This is a genomic window from Amycolatopsis sp. NPDC114484 (assembly GCF_055633755.1).
The window spans coordinates 647,082-665,748 of sequence record NZ_JBVKDQ010000001.1 but is presented as its reverse complement, the minus strand read 5'-3'; the positions used below and the strand labels follow the sequence as shown (position 1 = coordinate 665,748).

Below are 18,667 nucleotides of genomic sequence, written 5' to 3'. Positions count from 1 at the left end.
GCCATTCGCAGGTCAGCCGCCTACCCTGCTCGGCGACAGCCCTTCGGAACCGCTAACACTCGTTTCGCTGTCTCCGTGCGGAAATTCCGGGGCCACCGCGGCTTCCGGGAGGAATCAGAGGTCCAGCATGTACGGGACCTCGTCCTGGGCCCGCCCGCTCATCCACTCCCGCAGGGCCTTGGTGGCCAGCACGTCGTCCTCGTTGTAGCGCAGCAGCCGCTCGCGCTGCTCGTCGTCGGGGACCTCGCCGTCCATGCCGACCGCGTCGCGGTACCAGCGCATCGACGCCTCGCCGCCCGCCTCCGGATCCCGCCAGGCGAACCCGGCCACCGGGGCGATCACCTTCAGTCCCTTGCCCCGCGAGCACAGGAACTGATCGGTCACGCTGAGGAAAAGATCCACCCACTCGTCAGAGTCCACAAAGGACTGCACGGCCCGTTTCTCCGGCACCCCGGAGTACTCCCGGAACCGCTCGACCGACCCGAACAGCCACCGGTTCTCCGCGAGCGCGTTGTAGCAATACGCCCGGAAGGTCAGCCCGGCGGCGAGAGTCCGCTCCCGCACGTCGGTGAACCACGCCCAGAACTCGGCGAACGACCGCGCCTCGTCCACCGTCGGCAGCGGCTCCCAGGTCGCGAACGCCCGGTACCCCCGCGGCACCCCGATGTCCACTCCGGACAGCAGCGTTCCCCACAGGTAAGCCCCGGCGTCGCCGAAACTCTCCATGTCCACGTCGACCTCGACGTCCGCGCGCGGCACCTCCACCCGCGGCGTGCGGCGCACCACGGTCAGATCCGCCAGCCACGCCCGGGCGAGCATGATCGCGTCGGAGAACGTGCCGCCGGTCCAGTTCATCGGCGGCGCCTCGGCGGCCGGGTCCAGCGCGGCCAGCTTGTCCACAGTGGACACTCCGACCCGCCGCAGCTCGCCCGCGTCCTCGCCGCGCACCACCAGGCTCACGTCGCGGGTTTCGGTGAGCACGACCTCGCAGGTGGCCCAGAACGGGCACCGCCTGCACTCCAGCACCCGCGAAGGCGCGGCCAGCGCTTCGGCACCGGTCGCGGCCGCGGTCGCCACGGCGAGCCGGTCTTCGAACCGCGAGTCGTACTCGTCCAGTGCGCTGCGGCCGCCCGGCCAGGTGCCCGCGGTGAGGTCGTGCCAGACGACGACATCAGCGTCGAGACCGATCACGCCGCCGACTGCTTGTCCGCCGGCCGCCAGCTGGTACGACTCCAGCATTCGCCGCAGGTGCGCGAGCCGCAGCTGGTCTCGCGGCTGCGAACGCACCTTGCGCAACTGGTCCGGCGAACGACGCGCCGGATCCAGCTCCGTCATGGCGGTGGTGGGCGCGCCTTGGCCGCGGTCGGTGATCCGGTGCCGGACGACCAGCACCGGCACGTATCCCTCGCCGACGCGCACCAGCAGATCGATCCCGCCGCGCCGGTGCCCGACCGGATCGGGGGGCAGCAGCGCGCCCCAGATGTACTGCGTGCCCTCGGCGAACGCCTGCTGGGTGAGCCGCACTCGCTCTCCCGCGGACGCGGTGCGCGGCACCCGCGCCCAGGTGGCGTCCGGCCCCGAGGCCGCGACCAGCTGTTCGAGGATTTCCTCGCGGTGCGCGGTCGCGTCGTCGATGCGCTGCTGCGCCGTCGGATCCGGCGGCGGCAGCGGCACGTCCCGCATCGCCGGGTCGTGTTCCAGGTGCACCCGGCGGCGGCAACGACTCACTGCTCCCGCGTCGAGCAACACCTCGTCTCCCATAGCGATCACAATAGATCGTGGGTACGACATTCCCCGCGCGAGCCGACATGCCCGTCACGTCGGGGACCAGTAAGTTCATCCGGAGAAGGCGTGGGAGGTAACGGCCATGGCGCGCAAGGCCAAGCAAGACAAGGCCAAACAGGACGAGGGTGAAGCCCGGATCACCCCGAAGAAGGCGAAGAACGCGGTCGCGGTGGCCAAGGTGCTGGGACCGGCGGTGCTGCCGGTGCTCGCGCCGTACGCGGTCCGCGCGGCGGGCGCGGCGCGGGAGGCATACGACCGCTACCAGGCCCGCAAGCTGGGTGTCGCCGTCGACCAGCTCGGCGAGTACACCGGCCGCGGCGCGGCGCTGCACGCCCGGATCGCGGGTCTCGTGCAGGGCCTCGGCGAGCTGAAGAAGTCGGCGAAGGCGACGGACGCGGACCAGAAGTTCGCCGCCGATACGCAGTCGACGCTGGAGCAGCTGTCGGCCACGGTGCGCGCCGCCGAGCGCATGCCCGCCGCTCGGCGCAAGGCCGCGCACCGCGCGGTGACCGGCGAACTGGAGCGATTGGAAGACCAGCTGCTGCACCGCTTGGGCATCTGAAAAGCCGTGAGGGGAACCCTGAGGGACTCAGAGTCCCTCAGGGTTCCCTTCACGGACCTCGGGCGCTACTTGATGAAGCCCTTCTCCAGCATCCACTCGTGCGCGACGGTGCCGGCGTCCTTGCCGTCCACGTCGACCTTCTTGCACAGCTCGACCATCTGCTTGTTGTCGAGCGCCGCCGCCACCTTCTCCAGCGGACCGCGGATTTCCGGGTGCTGGTTCAGGAACTCCGTTCGCAGCGTCGCCGCGGCGTTGTACTGCGGGAAAGCCTTCTTGTCGTCCTCGAGCACGCGCAGGTTCAGCCCGGAGATCCGGCCGTCGGTGGTGAACACCTCGCCGACCGGGCAGGTGCCGTTGGCCACCGCCGAATAGATGGTGCCGATCCCGAAGTTCTCGATCTTCGGGTTCTTGAACCCGTACGCCTTCACCGCCGCCGGGAACCCGTCCTGGCGGCTGGTGAACTCAGTTTCCAGGCAGAACCGGTTCTGGTCCGGATGCTCGGTGAGGAATTTCGCCAGGTCCGACGTGGACTTGAGGTTGTTCTTCGCCGCGTACGCCTCGGTGGTGGCGAACGCGTACTGGTCGTTCAGCGGCGAGTAGTTCAGCCAGGTGACGCCGTACTTCTCCGCGTCGGCCTTCTTCGTGGCCTCGTACTGCGCCTTCTCCCCGCCCGGCACCGGCAGCTCGTTGCCCTGGTAGTTGATCCAGCCGGTGCCGGTGTACTCCCAGGTCACGTCGGTCTGCCCGTTGAGCAGCGCCTGCCGCGACGAGTTCGACCCCTTGATGTCGGTGAGGTCGATGACGTCCGCGCCCGCCGCGCTCAGCGCCATTTCGGCCATGTAGCCGAGGATGATGTTCTCGGTGAAGTCCTTCGACCCGACGACCACCCGCTGGCCTTCGAGCGACGGGATCGGCCGGATCGAACCCGGCTCGATCTTGAACGGGATCGAGGTGTTGACGTCGAGCCCGCACGCCGAGAGCGTCCCGGCGAGCAGGGCGGCGCCGACCAGCGCGCCCGCCTTTTTCAGGACGTTCATCAGCGCAGTCCCTTCGGTCCGAAGTACTGCTCGGCGACCGCGCCCAGCCAGTCCACCAGCAGCGCCAGCGCGACGGCCAGCACCGAACCGGTGATCAGCACCTTGGTGAGGTTGAGCTTGTAGCCGGTGTCGATCAGGAGCCCGAACCCGCCGGCGTTGACGAACATGCCGAACGTCGCGGTGCCGACCGCCAGCACGAGCGAGGTGCGCAGGCCGGCCAGGATCAGCGGGACGGCGAGCGGGACTTCCACCCGCCACAGCACCTTCTGCGCGGACATCCCGATGCCGCGGCCCGCGTCGATGAGCGACGGGTCCACCTGCTGAATGCCGACCATCGTGTTGCGCAGCACCGGGAGCAGCGAATAGAACGCCAGCGGCAGCGCCGCGACCCAGAGCCCGCCGACCGCGCCGGTGAAGATGAACCACAGCACCAGCACGCCCAGCGCGGGCGCGGCCTGACCGATGTTCGCGATCGCCAGGAAGACCGGCGCGAGCCATTTCGCCCACGGCCGGGTCACGATGATGCCGAGCGGCACCGCCACCAGCACCACGATCGCGGTGACCACGACGGTCATCGCCACGTGGTCGCGCAGCGCGGTGAACAGCGACTCCGCGTTGAGCGTTTCCTTCTCGGTCGCGGTGAGCCCGCTGGCGAACACCCAGATGAGCGTGATCGCGACGATCAGCACGACCACGACGGGCTGGGCGAACAGCCGGACGCGTTCCGCGCGGCGGGAGCCTGACTCGGTACTGAAACCGGTATCGACGGCAGCGGTCATTCCGTGGCCCCGTCCTCGTCGACGTGGTCGTCGGCGTGCTCGTCACGGAGCTGCTGGATCGTCGCGATGACCGTGTCCAGCTTGATCGTGCCCGCGTACTCGCCGCGTGCGCCGGTGACCGGCACCGAACCGCCTTCGGCGAGCATCGCCTCGAGCGCGTCCTGCAGCGTCGACTGGAGGCTCACGATGTCGCGCAGCGGCTTGCCGACCGAACCCAGCGACGTGGCGTTGGTCAGCTCGCGCACGTGCACCCAGCGGATCGGCCGCCGCCGCTGATCGAGCACCAGCGCGAACGGCTTGCGCGATTTGCTCAGCTTCTCCCGCACGTCGGCGGGCGATTCGTCGATCGTCGTGGTGAGCGCGTCCTGCTGCAGTTCGACGTCGCGCACGCGCAGCAGGGTCAGCTGCTTGAGCGAAGCACCGGCGCCCACGAAACCGGCGACGGTGTCGTCCGCCGGGTTCGCCAGGATCGACTCCGGCGTGTCGTACTGCAGGATCTTCGATTGGTTGCCGAGCACCGCGATCCGGTCGCCGAGCTTGACCGCCTCGTCGAAGTCGTGCGTGACGAAGACGATCGTCTTCTTCAGATCGGTCTGCAGCCGCAGCAGTTCGTCCTGCAGGTTGCCGCGGGTGATCGGGTCGACCGCGCCGAACGGCTCGTCCATCAGCAGCACCGGCGGGTCGGCGGCGAGCGCGCGGGCCACGCCGACGCGCTGCTGCTGTCCGCCGGACAGCTGACGCGGGTAGCGGTCGCGGAAATCGGCCGGGTCGAGCCCGACCAGGTCCATCATCTCCTCGACCCGCGCGGTCACCTTCTTCTTGTCCCAGCCGAGCAGGCCGGGCACGACGGCGATGTTCTGCGAGACGGTGAAGTGCGGGAACAGCCCGGCCTGCTGGATCGCGTAGCCGATCTGCCGGCGCAGGGTGTCCACGTCGAGCTTCAGCGCGTCCTGCCCGCCGATGGTGATGCGGCCGGACGACGGCTCGATCAGGCGGTTGATCATCCGCATCGTGGTGGTCTTGCCGCAGCCGGACGGACCGACGAACACCACGATCTTGCCCGCGGGCACGACCATCGAGAAGTCGTCGACGGCCGGGGCGCGGGTGCCGGAGTAGCGCTTGGTGACGTGGTCCAGTTCGATCTCGACGCCGGAGACGTTTTCTTCGGTCGCAGTGTGCTCAGCCACGGACACCCCTAGAAATGGTGAATCGCTTGATCAGGACGTAGACGCCGTCGAGCACCAGCGCGAGGATGACCACGCCGACGGTGCCGGTGAGGGCCTGGTTGAGGGAGTTCGTGCTCCCGGCGTTGGTGAGGCCGGAGAAGACCTCCGCGCCGAGGCCGGGGCCCTTGGCGTAGGCCGCGATCACCGCGATGCCCATGAGCATCTGCGTGGCGACCCGCATGCCGGTGAGGATCGCCGGCCAGGCCAGCCGCAGTTCGACCCGGGTGAGCACGGAGAGCCTGCTCATCCCGATGCCGCGGGCGGCGTCGGTGATCGCCGGGTCGACCGCGTCGAGGCCGACGATCGTGTTGCGGACGATGGGCAGCAGGCCGTAGAGCACGAGCGCGATCACCGCCGTGGTCGAGCCGAGGCCCGAGAGCGGGATCAGCAGACCCAGCAGGGCGAACGACGGGACGGTGAGGATCGTGCTGGCCAGCGCCGTGGCGACTGCGGAGCCGATGGGGCTGCGGTAGACGGCGATGCCGATCAGCACGCCAAGGATCGCGGCGAGGATCGTGCACTGCACCACCATGCTGGTGTGCAGCCATGCCTGGAGCAGCAGCCTTCCCCACCGGTCCGAGATGTACTCGAAGAGGTTCATCCGTATTCGTTCTCCCGCCAGCTTGCGAGCCCCGGACGTCACCCGTTCGGAGTAGCCCATCAATCGGCAGGGTGACTACCCGGAACGGATACGGTCGAAACCCCCACTTCTCGGTTGTGATTACCCACCGTTTCGCATCAGCGAGGGGTCGGCAACCGAAGCGATGGGCCCCACCGGGCGGTATTTACCGGATCGAGACCCGCCTACCTGGCCGTTTTCCGCAGGTGTTCACCATTCGAGAGGCTTCAGTCACCCACCGGAGTGCCGTTAAGCTGCCCGAATGAGCACTCCGGCCCGGCATCGCGGCGCACTCGCCGCTGTCCGCGGCGGACTGCTCGCTCTGAGTTCGGCGTCACTCGCCGTCACCGCGCACGCGGCCGCCGACGGCGGGCTGCCGGATCCCGCGCTCACCCTGCTGCTGACCGGCCTGCTCGGCTGGACCGCCACCGCGCTCGCCGGCCGGGCCCGCGGACCGCTGGGCACGATCGCGGTGCTCGGCGGCGGACAGCTCGTCATGCACCTCGTGCTGACGACGCTCGGCGGACACGACCCGAGCGGTGCGGCTACCGCGCCGGACGGCTGGGCGATGACCGCGGCGCACGCCGTCGCGACTCTGCTCACCGCGCTGGTGCTGGCCCGGGCGGACGCGATGCTGCTCGCGGTTCTGCGCGTGGTGCGGGTGATTCTTCCGCTGCTGATCCGGCCGCTGCCGGTTCCAGTGGCGGCGGCTGGCATCGCGCGGCCGCGAGCGGCTGGTGCGGTGCCGTTGCTGACCGTTGAACTTCGCCGCGTCCGGGGACGACGCGGACCTCCTGGGTGCTCCTGAACTTCTCGTGAGCGCAATCCCGGTTCTCACCGTGATCAGCACTCACCACCCCCTTTCCCTTTTCCGGCGCGGGCTTCGTCCTCCGTCGGCCCTTCCCTGTTCAGGAGCAGTTGTGTCCCACCATGTCTTCCGTCGCGCCGGCGTGCTCGCCGCGACCGTCGCCGCCACCGGTCTGCTCGGAGCCGGTATCGCGTCCGCACACGTGACCGCCAACGTCTACGGCGCCCAGCCGGCCAAGGGCGGCTACGGCACGATCTTCTTCCGCGTCCCGAACGAGGACGCGAAGCTCGGCACCGTCAAGGTCGAGATCGACGTCAAACCGGACTACGGCATCGGCAACATCCGCACCAAGCCGATCCCCGGCTGGACCGCCGAGGTCACCAAGTCCAAGCTGCCGCAGCCGGTGACCACCGCGTCCGGCACGAAGATCACCGAGGCGGTCACGAAGGTCGTCTGGACCGCGCAGCCGGGCACGAAGATCGGCACCACCGAATTCCAGGAGTTCCAGATCAGCGGCGGCCCGCTGCCGTCCAATGTGGATCAGCTCGAGTTCCCGGCCATCCAGACGTACGAGGGTGGCAAAGTGGTGGACTGGAACCAGCCCACCCCGCCCAGCGGCGAGGAGCCGGAGCACCCGGCCCCGACCGTCAAGCTCGCCGCCGCCGAATCGTCGGAGCACGGCGGCCACGCGCAGACCACGGCCGCCGGTGACAACGCCGAAGCCGCGCCGGCGTCGGACAACACGGCGCGCTGGCTCGGCGGGGCCGGCCTCGTGGTCGGCGCGCTCGGGCTCGGCGTCGGCGCGGGCGCGGTGCTGCGTTCCCGTCGCCCGGCCGCAGGAAAGACCGAAGGAACCAAGTAATGCGTAAAGCGCTTCTCGCGCTGGCGATTTCCGGGGTGGCCCTGCTCGCCGTGGCCACCCCGGCGCTCGCGCACAACGTGCTGATCAACTCCGACCCGGCCAACGGCGCGTCCGTCGCCAAGGGCCCGGCGAAGGTCACGCTCACGTTCGACCAGTACGTCCAGAACGCCGACGTCAACCAGATCGCGGTGACCGGCCCGGACGGCAGCCAGTGGGCCGAGGGTCCGGTGACGGTGGAGAACAACGTGCTCAGCGCGCCGCTGCGGCCGCTCGGCCCGGCGGGCAAGTACACCGTGGGCTACCGGGTCCTCTCCGCCGACGGGCACCCGGTGTCCGGCGAGATCCCGTTCACCCTCACCACCGCGGGCAACGGCACCCCGGCCAAGGGCGAGGCGGCCAAGGCGGCAGGGGCTCCCGCCCAGTCGGCCCCGGCGGATTCCTCGTCGAGCGGCGTGCCGATCTGGGTATGGATCGCCGGTGCGGTGGTGCTGCTCGCGATCGGCCTCACCGTCGCGCTGCGCACCGGCCGCGACCCCGGATCGGACAAGGCGGACCAGTGACGCGAGCCGAGACCACCTCCGCGATCCGCTGGGCCACGCTCGCCTGCGTGGTCGTCGCCGGACTGCTGGGCGCGCTGATCGGCATCGCGCTCACCGCGTCCTCGCCCATTCCGGGCGTGGTGGAACCCAGCGAGGTGGTCTCGGCGGCCATCCCGATCGTGCGCGTGCTGCTGGATCTGGCGGCGGTCGCGACGATCGGGCTGGCCCTGTTGTCCGTGCTGGTCGGCTACGACCGGCCGAAGCTCACCGAACCGGTCATGCGCCGGGCTCGTCCCGCCGCGGTCGCCGCCGCGCTGATCTGGGCGGCGACCGCGGTGGTCGCGCTGATCCTGCAGACCGCGGAGTACAAACCGGGCAAGCGGATGCTGACCGCGGGCGACATCGGCAGCTATATCGCGGACGTCGGCGCGGGTAAGGCGCTGGTGATCGTGGCGGTGCTCGCGCTGCTGCACGCCGCGCTCGGGTTCGTCGCGTTGCGCAAGGGCGAGAAGGTACCCGCCGAGGTGCGGGTAGGCCTGGGAATGTTCGCGCTGCTGCCGTTGCCGGTCACCGGCCACGCGTCGAACTGGGCCTATCACGACTACACGATGATCTCGATGGAGCTGCACGTGATGAGCGCGGTCGCCTGGTGCGGCGGCCTCGGCGCGATGATCGTGCTGCTCGCGGCCAACCGGACGCTGCTCGCGCACGCGCTGCCGCGGTTCTCGAAACTGGCGACGCTGTGCCTGGTGCTCTCCGCGGTGACCGGTCTGTTCAACGGCATCGTGGAAATCCTGGCGAATCCGACGATCGGCTTCTGGGCGGGCGTCTTCACGACGCCGTACGGGCAGCTGATGGTGCTGAAGGTGCTGTGCACCGGCGCGATCGCGCTGCTGGCCGCCAACTTGCGGTGGCGGCTGATGCCGCGCATCGTGCGACACCAGCGGACGGCGCTCGCGTCGTGGGCCACGCTGGAACTGACCGTGATGGGTCTCGCTTTCGGGTTCGCCGTAGTGCTCACCCGAGCCCCGGTCGCGGTGTCCTGAGCGGCCGAAGTAACGGCGGGTAGCCGCAACTTGCACAATGGGACTAGCAGTACGCTAAGTGGGGCGACCTGCCGGACCGAATTATCGCTGCGCAGCGATACCTCGTCAGCCATCGACGGGAAAGCGGCGAACGGTCATCTGCAGTCGGCGAATGCACGTGCAGAATCCCGCTCAACGGTATCTCGTCCACGCGGTGGCCGTCCGGCCGTCGCGCAGGTCCGCCAGCCGACGCCGCAGTTCAGCCCGCACCGGCGGATGACTGCGCAGAATCGGCAGCACGCTCGTCGTCAGCTTCAGCTCCCGCACCGCCCGGAGCACGGAAAACCCCGGCCAGGCCGTCACATCGAATCCGTAGGTCGTGGCGAACTCCGCGTACTGGGCGGGCGGGTCACCGAACCGCTCGCGGCCGACGGCGAGCGGCGTCAGGTCCCATTCCGGCGGGCCGACGCAGGAGGAGTCGAAATCGCACAGCACCGGGCCGTCCGGGCCGGGCAGCACGTTTCCCGGATGCGCGTCGCCGTGCACGAATCCCCTGGCCAGCGGGAAATCCAGGGTGTCGAGCCGATCCTGTACCTGCGCGCAGCGCTCCAGCAGGAACCGCTGGTCGGCGTCGGCGAGCTCCTCCGCGTCGGCCACCCGGTCCTCGACCGAGCGCAGCGGTTCCCACTCCGGCAGGCCGTCCGGCGGAGGCAGCGCGTGCACTTGCCGCAGCAGTCCGGCCAGGTCGGCCGGCGTCGGCGGCGGTCCGGCGAACGGCACCAGATCCCAGACCGTGACCAGATGTCCTTGCACGTCAAGCGGTTGCTCGATCCCGGCCAGCAGCCGGACCGCAGGCACGTCGTGCCGGGCGAAATGCTCGGCCACGCGCACGACCGTGCCGACGCGGTGGCGCAGTTTGGTGGACCCGACGATCCGCACGACGACCGGTGCCCCGTTCAGCGCGAACACCGCGTTGTTGGTGAACCGCAGCAGGCGCGCGCCCGCCGGGTCGAGGCCGAGCCGAGCGCACGTGGCGACGAGCACCCGGCGCAGTTTCGCAGGGGTGAACCTGCCTTCGGGCAAGGCGAATCCGGTCGGCTCAGGCCGCGTAGAAGATCTTGAGCCGGTCGGCGAGGTCCCGGGCGTCGGGGTTGTTGCGGCGCCGTTCGGCCTCCACCTGCAGCGGCCGCATCCGGTCCTTGACCCGCGCGGATTTGATGCTCTCCGCGCATTCGATGGCCTTGCCGCCGATCTTCACACCGTGGTCGATATCGCCTTCGAGCAGGTGATTCGTGGCGAGCGCGCTCAGCATGAACGCCTTGCTGCGCGCCATGTCGTCGGTGTAGGCGTCGACCGCCCGGCTCAGCGCCGGGATCGCGTACTTCGTGTGCTCGGGGTTCTTCATCGCGAGCACGGTGTGCACGGTGCCGGTCATCGCGTAGACGTCGGTCTCGTTGAAGAATTTGACCCACGATTCGGCCGAGGCCAGGTCGGCGCGCGCGAATTCGTCCTTGCACCGGCCGAGCAGCTTCACCGACTGCTCCTCGTTGCCCATCATCGCGTAGGCCCACGCCTCGTTGGCGCAGAGCACGGCGACGGCCAGCTCGGAACCGGATTCCTGCGCGGCGATCTGGCCGAGCTGGAACAGCTTCAGCGCGTCGTTCGCGGCGTCCTGGTGCAGGTAAACGCGGCCCATCCGGTACAGCACGTTCGCCACCAGGTGGTGGTCGCCGCCCTGTTTGGCCAGGTCGAGCGCCTGCGCGAAATGCCCGCGGGCGGAATCCATCAGGCCGGTGTCGAAGGACGTCCATCCGGCGAGGCTGTGCAGGTCGGCGATCGCGGTGAACAGCCGCTGCTTGACCTGGTCGGCCGCGCTGGAGTCGAGCATCTGCTGGCCCCAGGAAAGCTGCGCGACGACCGCGTCGCGGCAGAAACCGCCGCCGTACTGGTAATCGAGCGCGCGCAACGCCCTGGTCGCCGCCTCCACCTGGCGCACGTCGGTCGTCCCGATGCGCCCGGGGGCGGGGGTGCGCGCGGGCGCCTCCGACCACGTGCCGGATTCCGGACCGAACACCGCCGCACCCATCGTGACCTGGGCGGCGTGCGCGAGGAACCTCCGTCGCTTCACGGACTCGTCCTCCTCAGCCTGCCGGCCGTCGGACGCGCCGACGACCCGTATCGCCGTGGTCTCGTCATAGGCGAGACCCATGTATCCACGGGGGACACCCAGGCCGTCGGCGATTCTCGTGAGCACGTCGTAGGCCATGACCTGGCGACCCTTGAGGATCTCCGACACCTCGGACTGCGACTGGCCGGTCATCGCGGCGATCTGGCGCTGCGATACTCCGTGTTTGCGCAACAGCCGGTACACGGCGCTGACCTCGCGGGCGGCGAGCGCCTCCCGCATCTCGGGCTGTTCCCAGGCGTCGGCCGGGACCGGACTGCCTGACCGGGAGTCTGCGTGAGAGACTCCGGAACCACTGCCAGCACTGGCATCCATTGCCATTGCGCCCCCTCACCGTCTCCTGGGCGTCTGATCAGCACCCTAAGCACACGCGAGAACCTTGTGAAACGCGCGGACAGCGGGGTTGATCGGCAGGGCCGAACTCCTCTGACCGCTTACCGTGGAACGCGGCCCGGTCGCCGCTATGACGCGGTTTCGACCTTCTCTCGCACCCGGTTTCACTTCACTGTAGTTGCCAGATCTCCGTCACCGCCCGCACACCCGCGGCGATCACGGAGAGCGATGGACCCGACGACACAGATCTGCCGGCGCAGATGCATCCCGCAAGGTGCAGCCGCCCGGGACGAGAAAGCGTGGAGGGACAGTGGAGTTCGTGGATTCGCTCGGTGGAGGACAAGCCGGGACCGCGGTGCGGTCCGTTCGGCCAGCCGCACCGGGAATCGCCACGGCGCGCCCGGTGCCGCCTACTGTCGCTTCCGCTGTCGCCGCTTCGGTGTCCGCTGACCCGCGTACCGCGGGCGTGCGGCATTTCGAGGGCGGCCAGGTCGTGTGGCGCGTGCAATGCGGAGATCTCATCAGCCGCGAGCGCGCCGTGACGGTGTTCGTCGAGGACGACGAGGTCGTCGTGGTTTCCCCGCCTGGGGAGACCGCCCGCCTCACGTCCGGCCAGCTCGGCCAGCTCCGGGCCGCGCTCAACGAAGCCGCCACGATGGCGGAAAGGTGACGGTGAGTTTCCCCATGGATCAGGTTCTCGGTCAGGTTCTCCGCAACGCCGTTTGGGAGCGCCTCGACATGCTGTCCGACCTGGCCGAACGCGCCGACGCCCAGTCGCTGATCTCGGTCGCCCGCTCGGAACTGCCCCGGCTGGCCGAGGGCTGGCGCGCGATGCTGCAGGCGCACGAGCCCGACGAACGCGGCGACTGCCCGACCTGCTCGACGCGCTGGCACCGCTGCAAGGCCCCGTGCTCGGTGTGGCAGGTGGCGCACGAGCACCTGGTCGCCGGCGGTCTGGCCCCGCAGGCGCTGTCCGCCGCCGGGCACCGCCCGACCCGCCGCCGCGCCGCGGTTCCCGCCGTCCCCGGCCAGAACCGCCGAGCCGAATCGCCGGCGGAGACCACCGGCAGGCACGCCTTGGTGAAGCCGCGCCCGGTCAGCGCCTGAACCTCTCGGGTTGGGTGTTTCCGGGCGGAGCACCCAACCCGACCCCGACTGGCGAGCGCGCGATGAACCGGAAGCCCCAACCGGCTCGATCGCCCGGCATCCTCGCCCGGCCGAGGGTTGGTCCGTCCGTCCCCCCGAGCGAGACGGACCGCCCTCGGCCACCCCTAGCCCGCGAACGCGATTAATCGAAAAATGTCCGGCAGAACACCTAGCGGACGCAGTAATCGGACGCTAGGTTGAAGATCATCGCACCGGTTGTTCCGCACCGGTCGCGACCCAGAACTCCGCGGGCCGGTGCCGTTGCACTCCCCTCCCCCGACCGGCACCGGCCCGCGGTTCCACTTCCCTGACCCGCCGCGAACCTCCGAGATTCGGAGCCTCGCGGCGAGTTCAGTGCGCTTACCGCTGTTCGGCGCTCGCCACCGTGGCGTGTGTGGGCACCGTAGGGGTAATTCCGCGCAACACCGCGACGAACTCTCCGGAACTGTCGGTAGCCTGCAGCGGGGGATCGTGCGTTCGAATTCGGCTGCGCGCCCAAGAGAAGTGTGTTGAGCGTGGAGAAGGGCCGGTATGTCGAATCCATTGGTGGCCGAAAAGCAGGACTCGACCTCCGCGATCTCCGGTATCTCGATCCTCGAGGCCGGAAAGGGCCTGAAGGACGGCATCGAGTCCGGCGACTGGGCGGCGACCGTGATGGGCGCGGTCGGGGTCGGCATGGAAGCGCTCGCCGCGGTGATGGACCCGTTCGGCGCGATCCTCGCCGCGGGCGTCGGCTGGCTGATCGAACACGTCGGGCCGCTCAAGGAAGCGCTGGACAAACTGGCCGGGGACCCGGACCAGGTGCACGCGTACTCCGAAACCTGGAAGAACGTCGCCAAAGAGGTCTCCTCCGTCTCCCAGGATCTGGCCGCGCAGGTCAAAAAGGACATCGAGTCCTGGGAGGGCAGTAGCGCCGACGCCTACCGCAAACAGGCCGAGGAGGTCGCCAAGACCCTCGAAGGCGCCGCACAGGCATGCGAAGGCGCGGGCAGCGGCGTGAAGACCGCGGGCGAGGTCGTCGGCGCGGTGCGGATGCTCGTGCGCGACATCATCGCCCAGGTCGTGGCGCACCTGATCTCGTGGGCGCTGCAGGTGCTGTTCACCCTCGGCATCGGAATGGCCTGGGTGGTGCCGCAGGTGGTCAACCTGGTGGCCAAGACCGCCAAGCAGATCGCCGAACTGGTCAAGAACCTCACCAAGGCGCTCAAGGAACTCGGCAAGCTCCTCACCAAGACGAAGGGCCTGTTCGAGAACGTCGCCAAGTCGATGAAGAGCATCAAGGGCGGCGGCAAGGAGGCCACGCACACGCCGAAGGAGATCAAGTCTCCCGGCGGCGGCTCGACCAAGCCCTCCGGTGCGAAGGACACTCCGAACGAAAAAGGCGGCGGCGGAAGCGAAAAGCCGCCGCCGGTCAAGGACGAGTCCACCAGCACTTCCGGTGCGCACGACGGGCCGCCGCCGGAAAACAAGGGCGGCGGCAACCACGAACCGCCTCCGCGCGAACCCGCGAAGGACGAGACGCCGGGCGGCGGCGAATCCGGTGGCGGAGCGAACAAAAACGAACGCGGCGGGAACGAGCGGCCCGATCCGGCGAAGGACAAGACCGAGGCGTCCAACGCGAAGAACGAGGGGGACGGCGATCCGCCCTGCCTGACCGACCCGGTCGTCATCTCCAGCGGCGAGGTGCTCGTCGAGGACTACGACCTCGAACTGCCGGAACTGCTGATGCGGCGGACGCACCGGTCGTCCTACCGCTCCGGGCGCTGGTTCGGCCCGACCTGGGCGTCCACTGTGGACCAGCGGCTGGAGTTCGGCGAGGAGTACATCCGGTACTACGGGCCGGAAGGCGTCATCCTCTACTACCCGATGCCCGCCGGGGACGAGCCGGTGCTGCCGCTCGAGGGCGCGCGCTGGCCGCTGACCAAGCACGCCGACGACAGCTTCACCCTCGACCAGGTCCGTCCGGACCGGACCCTGCGGTTTTCCGGCGAGGGCAAGGCATTGCCGCTGCGCTCGATCGAAGACGCCGACGGCGCGCGGACCGAACTGTCCTATGCGGACTCCGGCGCGCCCGAATCGCTCACGCATTCCAGCGGGATCCAGGTCGGCTTCCGCACCGACGGGCACCGCGTGACCGAACTGCGGATGATCGGCGCCGGCCCGGCTCCGGACGTCGTCGTGCGCTCCTACCGTTACAACTACCGGGGCCATCTCTCCGAGGTCATCAACTCCTCGGGCACGGCGATGCGCTACACCTACGATCCCGACGGCAGGGTCACCAGCTGGGAAGACCGCAACGGGGTCTCCTACCGCTACGTCTACGACGCCGAAGGCCGCTGCGTGCGCACCGAGGGCGATCAGGGCTTCTACAGCGGCGCGTTCGAATTCGACCCCGCGGCCCGCGTCACCCGGTTCACCGATTCCCTCGGCCACGTCTCGGAATACGAGTACAACCCGGAGGGACGGCCGGTCCGGGAGACCGACCCGCTGGGCAACGTGACGCTGTCGGAGTGGGACCGCTACGGCAATCTGCTCCGCCGGGTCGACCCGCTCGGTCGGGTCACCGAGTACACTTACGCCGACGACGGCACGCCGCTCACCATCGCGCGCCCCGACGGCAGTCTCGCCGAACTGGAGCACGACGGCGTCGAGCTGGCCTCGATCACCGTGCACGGCAACGGAAGGTCCTGGCAGCGCCGGTACGACCAGCCCGCCGAGCCCGCGTTGTCCGGCTTTCCGGACGAAGCCGAGGTCTCCGGCGAGGAGCTGGACCAGTTCGGCAGGCCGCGCACGGCTCCCGAGATCGGCGGCGGACGTGTGCAACTGGGCTGGACGGTCGACGGCAAACCCGCTTCGCGCGTCGGGGTGCGCCGCGAGCGCGCGATGTGGCGGTACGACCGCGAGGGCAACGAGATCGAGCACGTCGACGAACTCGGCCGGGCGACCAAGCGCGAGTACGGACCGTTCGACGTGGTCACCGCGGTCGTGGACCCCTCCGGCGCGCGCACGAGCTACACCTATGACACCGAGCTGCGGCTGACGTCGGTGACCGATCCGCTTAACCGCACCTGGACCTTCACCTACGACCCGCTCGGCAGGCTGGTCGCGCAGACCGATTTCGACGGCCGGACCCGGACCTACGCCTACGACGCGGCCGGACAGACCATCGCGGTGACCGAGCCGGACGGTTCGGTCACCGAGAACGAGTACGACCTGCTCGGCAACCGGGTCGAGATCCGCGGCCCGCACCGCACGGTGCGCTACGCCTACGACCCCGTCGGCAACGTCGTGCGCGCGGAGTCCGCGGACTCGGTGGTGGAGTTCGACCGCGACCTGTACGGCCGGGTCGTCCGCGAGGCGATCGACGGCGTCGAGGTGCACTTCTCCTACGACGAGCAGGCCCAGACCATCCGCCGCCGCACGCCGTCCGGGGCGGAGAGCGTGTGGACGTTCGACGAGGAGGACCGGCCGGTTTCGCTGGCCACCGCGGGACACACCGTGCGCTATCGGCTGGACGACGAGGGCCGCGTCCTCGCCCGCGACACCGACGGGATCAGCACCCTGCAGCAGGCGTTCGGCCCTCGCGGGCTGATCACCGCGCAGCAGGTTTCCCGTGGAACATCCCCGGTGCGGCGGCGCGGTCTCGAGTACTACGCGGACGGCAGCCTCGCCGCGGTGCAGGACAGCCGCTCCGGGAAGACCGGCTACACGCGGGACGCGGCCGGACGCGTGGTCACGGTGTCCTCCTCAGCGGGCACGGAAGAGCTGCGCTACAACCCGGCCGGTGAGCTGACCGCCTGGTCGGGCAGCTCCGGTCTGTCGTCGGACTACGACGCCCTCGGCCGCCGGATCCGGCACCGCGAGGTGCATCCGGGTGGCGTGCGGGTGTGGGAGTACTCCTGGACCGGCGAGCTGCTCACCGGCTTGCGCACGCCGGACGGCGCGCAGTGGCGCTACCGGTATGACCCGCTCGGCCGCCGGATCGCCAAGGAGCGGCTGCTGGCCGACGGTTCCGTCGCGGAATCGACCCGGTTCGTCTGGGACGGCTTCGTGCTCATCGAACAGGAGCACACCGATCCGGCCGGAGTGCGCCGGACGACCACCTGGGAACGCCGGCCGGGCAGCGACGAACCGGTCACCCAGTTCGAACGCGGTCCCGGCGGCGACCGGTTCGCGTCCGTGGTCACCGACGCCATCGGCACGCCGACCGAACTGATCGACGAACACGGCGGACTCGCCTGGAGCGCCCGCCGTTCGCTGTGGGGCCGGGTCCAGCCCGGCGGGATCCCGCTGCAGTTCCCCGGCCAGTACGCGGACGCCGAATCCGGCCTGCACTACAACGTGTTCCGCTACTACGACCCGGCCGCCGCCCGGTACATCAGCCAGGACCCGCTGGGCCTGGAGGGCGGGCCGAACCCGAGCAACTACGTTCCCGACCCGTTCGCCGCCACCGACGTGCTCGGCCTCAAATGCGGCGACAAGGGCAAAGGCAAGGACATCGACCCGCCGCCCGCGGACTCCACGGCCAAGCACAACGCCGACAACGGCGGCGGGAGCACCAGTTCCTCCTCGACCGGCAAGGGCAAGGGCAAGGCCGACAACAAGCGCAAGCGCGACGACAACGACGACGGCTCCAGCGGCTCCGACGGCAAATCGGACGCGAAGAAAAAGAAGGACGACGTCTGGGACCGGATGGCGTGGAACTCAGACGCCAAGAACGCGCGCAAGAACCAGACCGGTGACAAAAACGATCCGTTCCACAAGGCCGGTCCCGATGTGGCTCAGCGGCACATCATCTCGTTCCAGAAAATGCGCGACGGCCTGAAGAACTGGGTGCACGAGCAGCCGGTCGAGAAACAAAGCGCGCTGACCAAGAAGTACGGCGAGGAAGAGCTGCCGAAGCTGCACAACCAGCCCAAGAACCTGCCGCTCGGGCCGCAGCACACGAACGCCGGGATCGGCGGCGTCTCGACCCGGATCGGCAACATCGAGGACGGGATCGCGGGCAAGCTCAAAGTCGGCAAGAACGACAACATCAAGACCGAGAACCCGAAGTGGCCGAGCGACTCCATGGACAAGAGCGGCGGCTACAAGCACAAGGACCACCCGGATCTCGACAAGAACTGGCGTCCGGTCGGCCAGCAGGCGGACCGCATCACCGATCCCAAGGAGATGAACCGGGCCACCCGGGACATCGGCGACAGCTCGGACTTCGACTGGCCCGGCGGCAAAAAAGAAGAATTCGATAAGTGGCACAAGTCCTTCCTCGAATTCACCGACCTCAAGGAAAACCCGAAGAACTACACGCAGAAAGACGTGGACGGCATGATCGACCGCTTCCACAATCTGCCCTCGCCGTCCGGGCGGCATCCCACGATCGACGAGTACAACAAGGCCCCGGACGGCCACCCGTACCGGCTCGACGACAAGGGCAAGCCGATCGACGTCAACACGGACCCGCACAAGGACTGGAAGCGCCCGGACAAGCCGCTCGACGGCAACCAGATGCGCACCGAATGGGGCAACCGGAACGAGCAGGGCGTCGGGCCGACCAAGAAGGACTGGGACGACCTCGAAAACGGGAAGTACGACCCGAAGGAGTGGAGCGACCCCGAGAAGAAGAAGTACCTGGACGAGGTCGGCGAGCCCAGCAAACAGGATGTCAAGGACGCCGCCGCGGAGGCGAAAGCCAAGTCCGAAAAGATGGCGGAAGAAGCGAGGAAGAACCGGGGCTGGTGACCACGGAAGCCCGGTGCGGTCT

General features: G+C 69.2%; 15 protein-coding genes. 8 read left to right on the top strand and 7 right to left on the bottom strand.

The window, feature by feature from the left end; all coding sequences use genetic code 11:
• Positions 1–114: 114 nt before the first annotated feature.
• On the bottom strand, positions 115–1,761 hold the full coding sequence (locus ACZ7SW_RS03240; RefSeq protein WP_470228767.1) for a TM0106 family RecB-like putative nuclease: 1,647 nt from the start codon (positions 1,759–1,761) through the stop codon (positions 115–117).
• 106 nt (positions 1,762–1,867) lie between these two features.
• Between ACZ7SW_RS03240 and ACZ7SW_RS03235 the strand changes: the two genes are divergently transcribed.
• Positions 1,868–2,347, top strand: a complete 480-nt coding sequence (locus ACZ7SW_RS03235) for a DUF6474 family protein (protein WP_470228766.1) — start codon at positions 1,868–1,870, stop codon at positions 2,345–2,347.
• A gap of 65 nt (positions 2,348–2,412) precedes the next feature.
• Here ACZ7SW_RS03235 and ACZ7SW_RS03230 read toward each other — a convergent pair whose 3' ends face one another.
• Genes ACZ7SW_RS03230 through ACZ7SW_RS03215 form a run of 4 tightly spaced genes read right to left on the bottom strand, consistent with a single transcriptional unit; the run spans position 2,413 to position 5,990 of the window.
• The gene (locus ACZ7SW_RS03230) at positions 2,413–3,384 is read right to left on the bottom strand and encodes a glycine betaine ABC transporter substrate-binding protein (RefSeq protein ID WP_470228765.1); all 972 of its coding nucleotides are present in this window, start codon (positions 3,382–3,384) and stop codon (positions 2,413–2,415) included.
• Positions 3,384–4,163 (bottom strand): ABC transporter permease, encoded by a 780-nt coding sequence (locus ACZ7SW_RS03225; RefSeq protein ID WP_470228764.1) that lies wholly within the window; start codon positions 4,161–4,163, stop codon positions 3,384–3,386. Before ACZ7SW_RS03225 ends, ACZ7SW_RS03230 begins: the two co-directional genes overlap by 1 nt.
• Complete coding sequence (locus tag ACZ7SW_RS03220; protein WP_470228763.1) at positions 4,160–5,356, bottom strand: ABC transporter ATP-binding protein; 1,197 nt, start codon at positions 5,354–5,356, stop codon at positions 4,160–4,162. The genes ACZ7SW_RS03225 and ACZ7SW_RS03220 overlap by 4 nt, the downstream gene beginning before the upstream one ends.
• Positions 5,343–5,990, bottom strand: a complete 648-nt coding sequence (locus ACZ7SW_RS03215) for an ABC transporter permease (protein WP_470229233.1) — start codon at positions 5,988–5,990, stop codon at positions 5,343–5,345. The genes ACZ7SW_RS03220 and ACZ7SW_RS03215 overlap by 14 nt, the downstream gene beginning before the upstream one ends.
• Positions 5,991–6,270: 280 nt before the next feature.
• On the opposite strand from ACZ7SW_RS03215, the gene ACZ7SW_RS03210 reads away from it, so the two are divergent.
• From ACZ7SW_RS03210 to ACZ7SW_RS03195, 4 genes are all read left to right on the top strand, one after another.
• Positions 6,271–6,816: a hypothetical protein gene (locus ACZ7SW_RS03210; RefSeq protein ID WP_470228762.1), complete on the top strand. Its 546-nt coding sequence runs from the start codon at positions 6,271–6,273 to the stop codon at positions 6,814–6,816.
• Positions 6,817–6,928: 112 nt separating this feature from the next.
• Positions 6,929–7,678: a YcnI family copper-binding membrane protein gene (locus tag ACZ7SW_RS03205; RefSeq protein ID WP_470228761.1), complete on the top strand. Its 750-nt coding sequence runs from the start codon at positions 6,929–6,931 to the stop codon at positions 7,676–7,678.
• Complete coding sequence (locus ACZ7SW_RS03200) at positions 7,678–8,238, top strand: copper resistance CopC family protein (RefSeq protein ID WP_470228760.1); 561 nt, start codon at positions 7,678–7,680, stop codon at positions 8,236–8,238. The genes ACZ7SW_RS03205 and ACZ7SW_RS03200 overlap by 1 nt, the downstream gene beginning before the upstream one ends.
• Positions 8,235–9,263, top strand: a complete 1,029-nt coding sequence (locus tag ACZ7SW_RS03195; protein ID WP_470228759.1) for a copper resistance D family protein — start codon at positions 8,235–8,237, stop codon at positions 9,261–9,263. The genes ACZ7SW_RS03200 and ACZ7SW_RS03195 overlap by 4 nt, the downstream gene beginning before the upstream one ends.
• Before the next feature lie 171 nt (positions 9,264–9,434).
• On the opposite strand, the gene ACZ7SW_RS03190 is transcribed toward ACZ7SW_RS03195, so the two are convergent.
• Complete coding sequence (locus ACZ7SW_RS03190) at positions 9,435–10,325, bottom strand: phosphotransferase family protein (RefSeq protein ID WP_470228758.1); 891 nt, start codon at positions 10,323–10,325, stop codon at positions 9,435–9,437.
• 16 nt (positions 10,326–10,341) lie between these two features.
• Positions 10,342–11,649: a tetratricopeptide repeat protein gene (locus tag ACZ7SW_RS03185; protein ID WP_470228757.1), complete on the bottom strand. Its 1,308-nt coding sequence runs from the start codon at positions 11,647–11,649 to the stop codon at positions 10,342–10,344.
• Between the two features lie 421 nt (positions 11,650–12,070).
• Between ACZ7SW_RS03185 and ACZ7SW_RS03180 the strand changes: the two genes are divergently transcribed.
• The 3 genes from ACZ7SW_RS03180 to ACZ7SW_RS03170 all read left to right on the top strand — a co-directional run bounded on the left by ACZ7SW_RS03180 (position 12,071) and on the right by ACZ7SW_RS03170 (position 18,645).
• Positions 12,071–12,430, top strand: coding sequence for a hypothetical protein (locus ACZ7SW_RS03180; RefSeq protein WP_116205318.1), 360 nt, complete (start codon positions 12,071–12,073; stop codon positions 12,428–12,430).
• A gap of 14 nt (positions 12,431–12,444) precedes the next feature.
• Positions 12,445–12,867, top strand: coding sequence for a hypothetical protein (locus tag ACZ7SW_RS03175; RefSeq protein ID WP_470228756.1), 423 nt, complete (start codon positions 12,445–12,447; stop codon positions 12,865–12,867).
• A gap of 570 nt (positions 12,868–13,437) precedes the next feature.
• Positions 13,438–18,645, top strand: coding sequence for an RHS repeat-associated core domain-containing protein (locus tag ACZ7SW_RS03170; protein WP_470228755.1), 5,208 nt, complete (start codon positions 13,438–13,440; stop codon positions 18,643–18,645).
• Positions 18,646–18,667: the final 22 nt, after the last annotated feature.

Bases quoted from the DNA above. Each gene is read 5' to 3' on its own strand.
- ACZ7SW_RS03170 (WP_470228755.1), top strand. From the start codon at position 13,438: ATGTCGAATCCATTGGTGGCCGAAAAGCAGGACTCGACCTCCGCGATC.
- ACZ7SW_RS03200 (WP_470228760.1), top strand. From the start codon at position 7,678: ATGCGTAAAGCGCTTCTCGCGCTGGCGATTTCCGGGGTGGCCCTGCTC.
- ACZ7SW_RS03175 (WP_470228756.1), top strand. From the start codon at position 12,445: ATGGATCAGGTTCTCGGTCAGGTTCTCCGCAACGCCGTTTGGGAGCGC.
- ACZ7SW_RS03235 (WP_470228766.1), top strand. From the start codon at position 1,868: ATGGCGCGCAAGGCCAAGCAAGACAAGGCCAAACAGGACGAGGGTGAA.
- ACZ7SW_RS03210 (WP_470228762.1), top strand. From the start codon at position 6,271: ATGAGCACTCCGGCCCGGCATCGCGGCGCACTCGCCGCTGTCCGCGGC.
- ACZ7SW_RS03215 (WP_470229233.1), bottom strand. From the start codon at position 5,990: ATGAACCTCTTCGAGTACATCTCGGACCGGTGGGGAAGGCTGCTGCTC.
- ACZ7SW_RS03240 (WP_470228767.1), bottom strand. From the start codon at position 1,761: ATGGGAGACGAGGTGTTGCTCGACGCGGGAGCAGTGAGTCGTTGCCGC.
- ACZ7SW_RS03185 (WP_470228757.1), bottom strand. From the start codon at position 11,649: ATGCGGGAGGCGCTCGCCGCCCGCGAGGTCAGCGCCGTGTACCGGCTG.
- ACZ7SW_RS03230 (WP_470228765.1), bottom strand. From the start codon at position 3,384: ATGAACGTCCTGAAAAAGGCGGGCGCGCTGGTCGGCGCCGCCCTGCTC.
- ACZ7SW_RS03225 (WP_470228764.1), bottom strand. From the start codon at position 4,163: ATGACCGCTGCCGTCGATACCGGTTTCAGTACCGAGTCAGGCTCCCGC.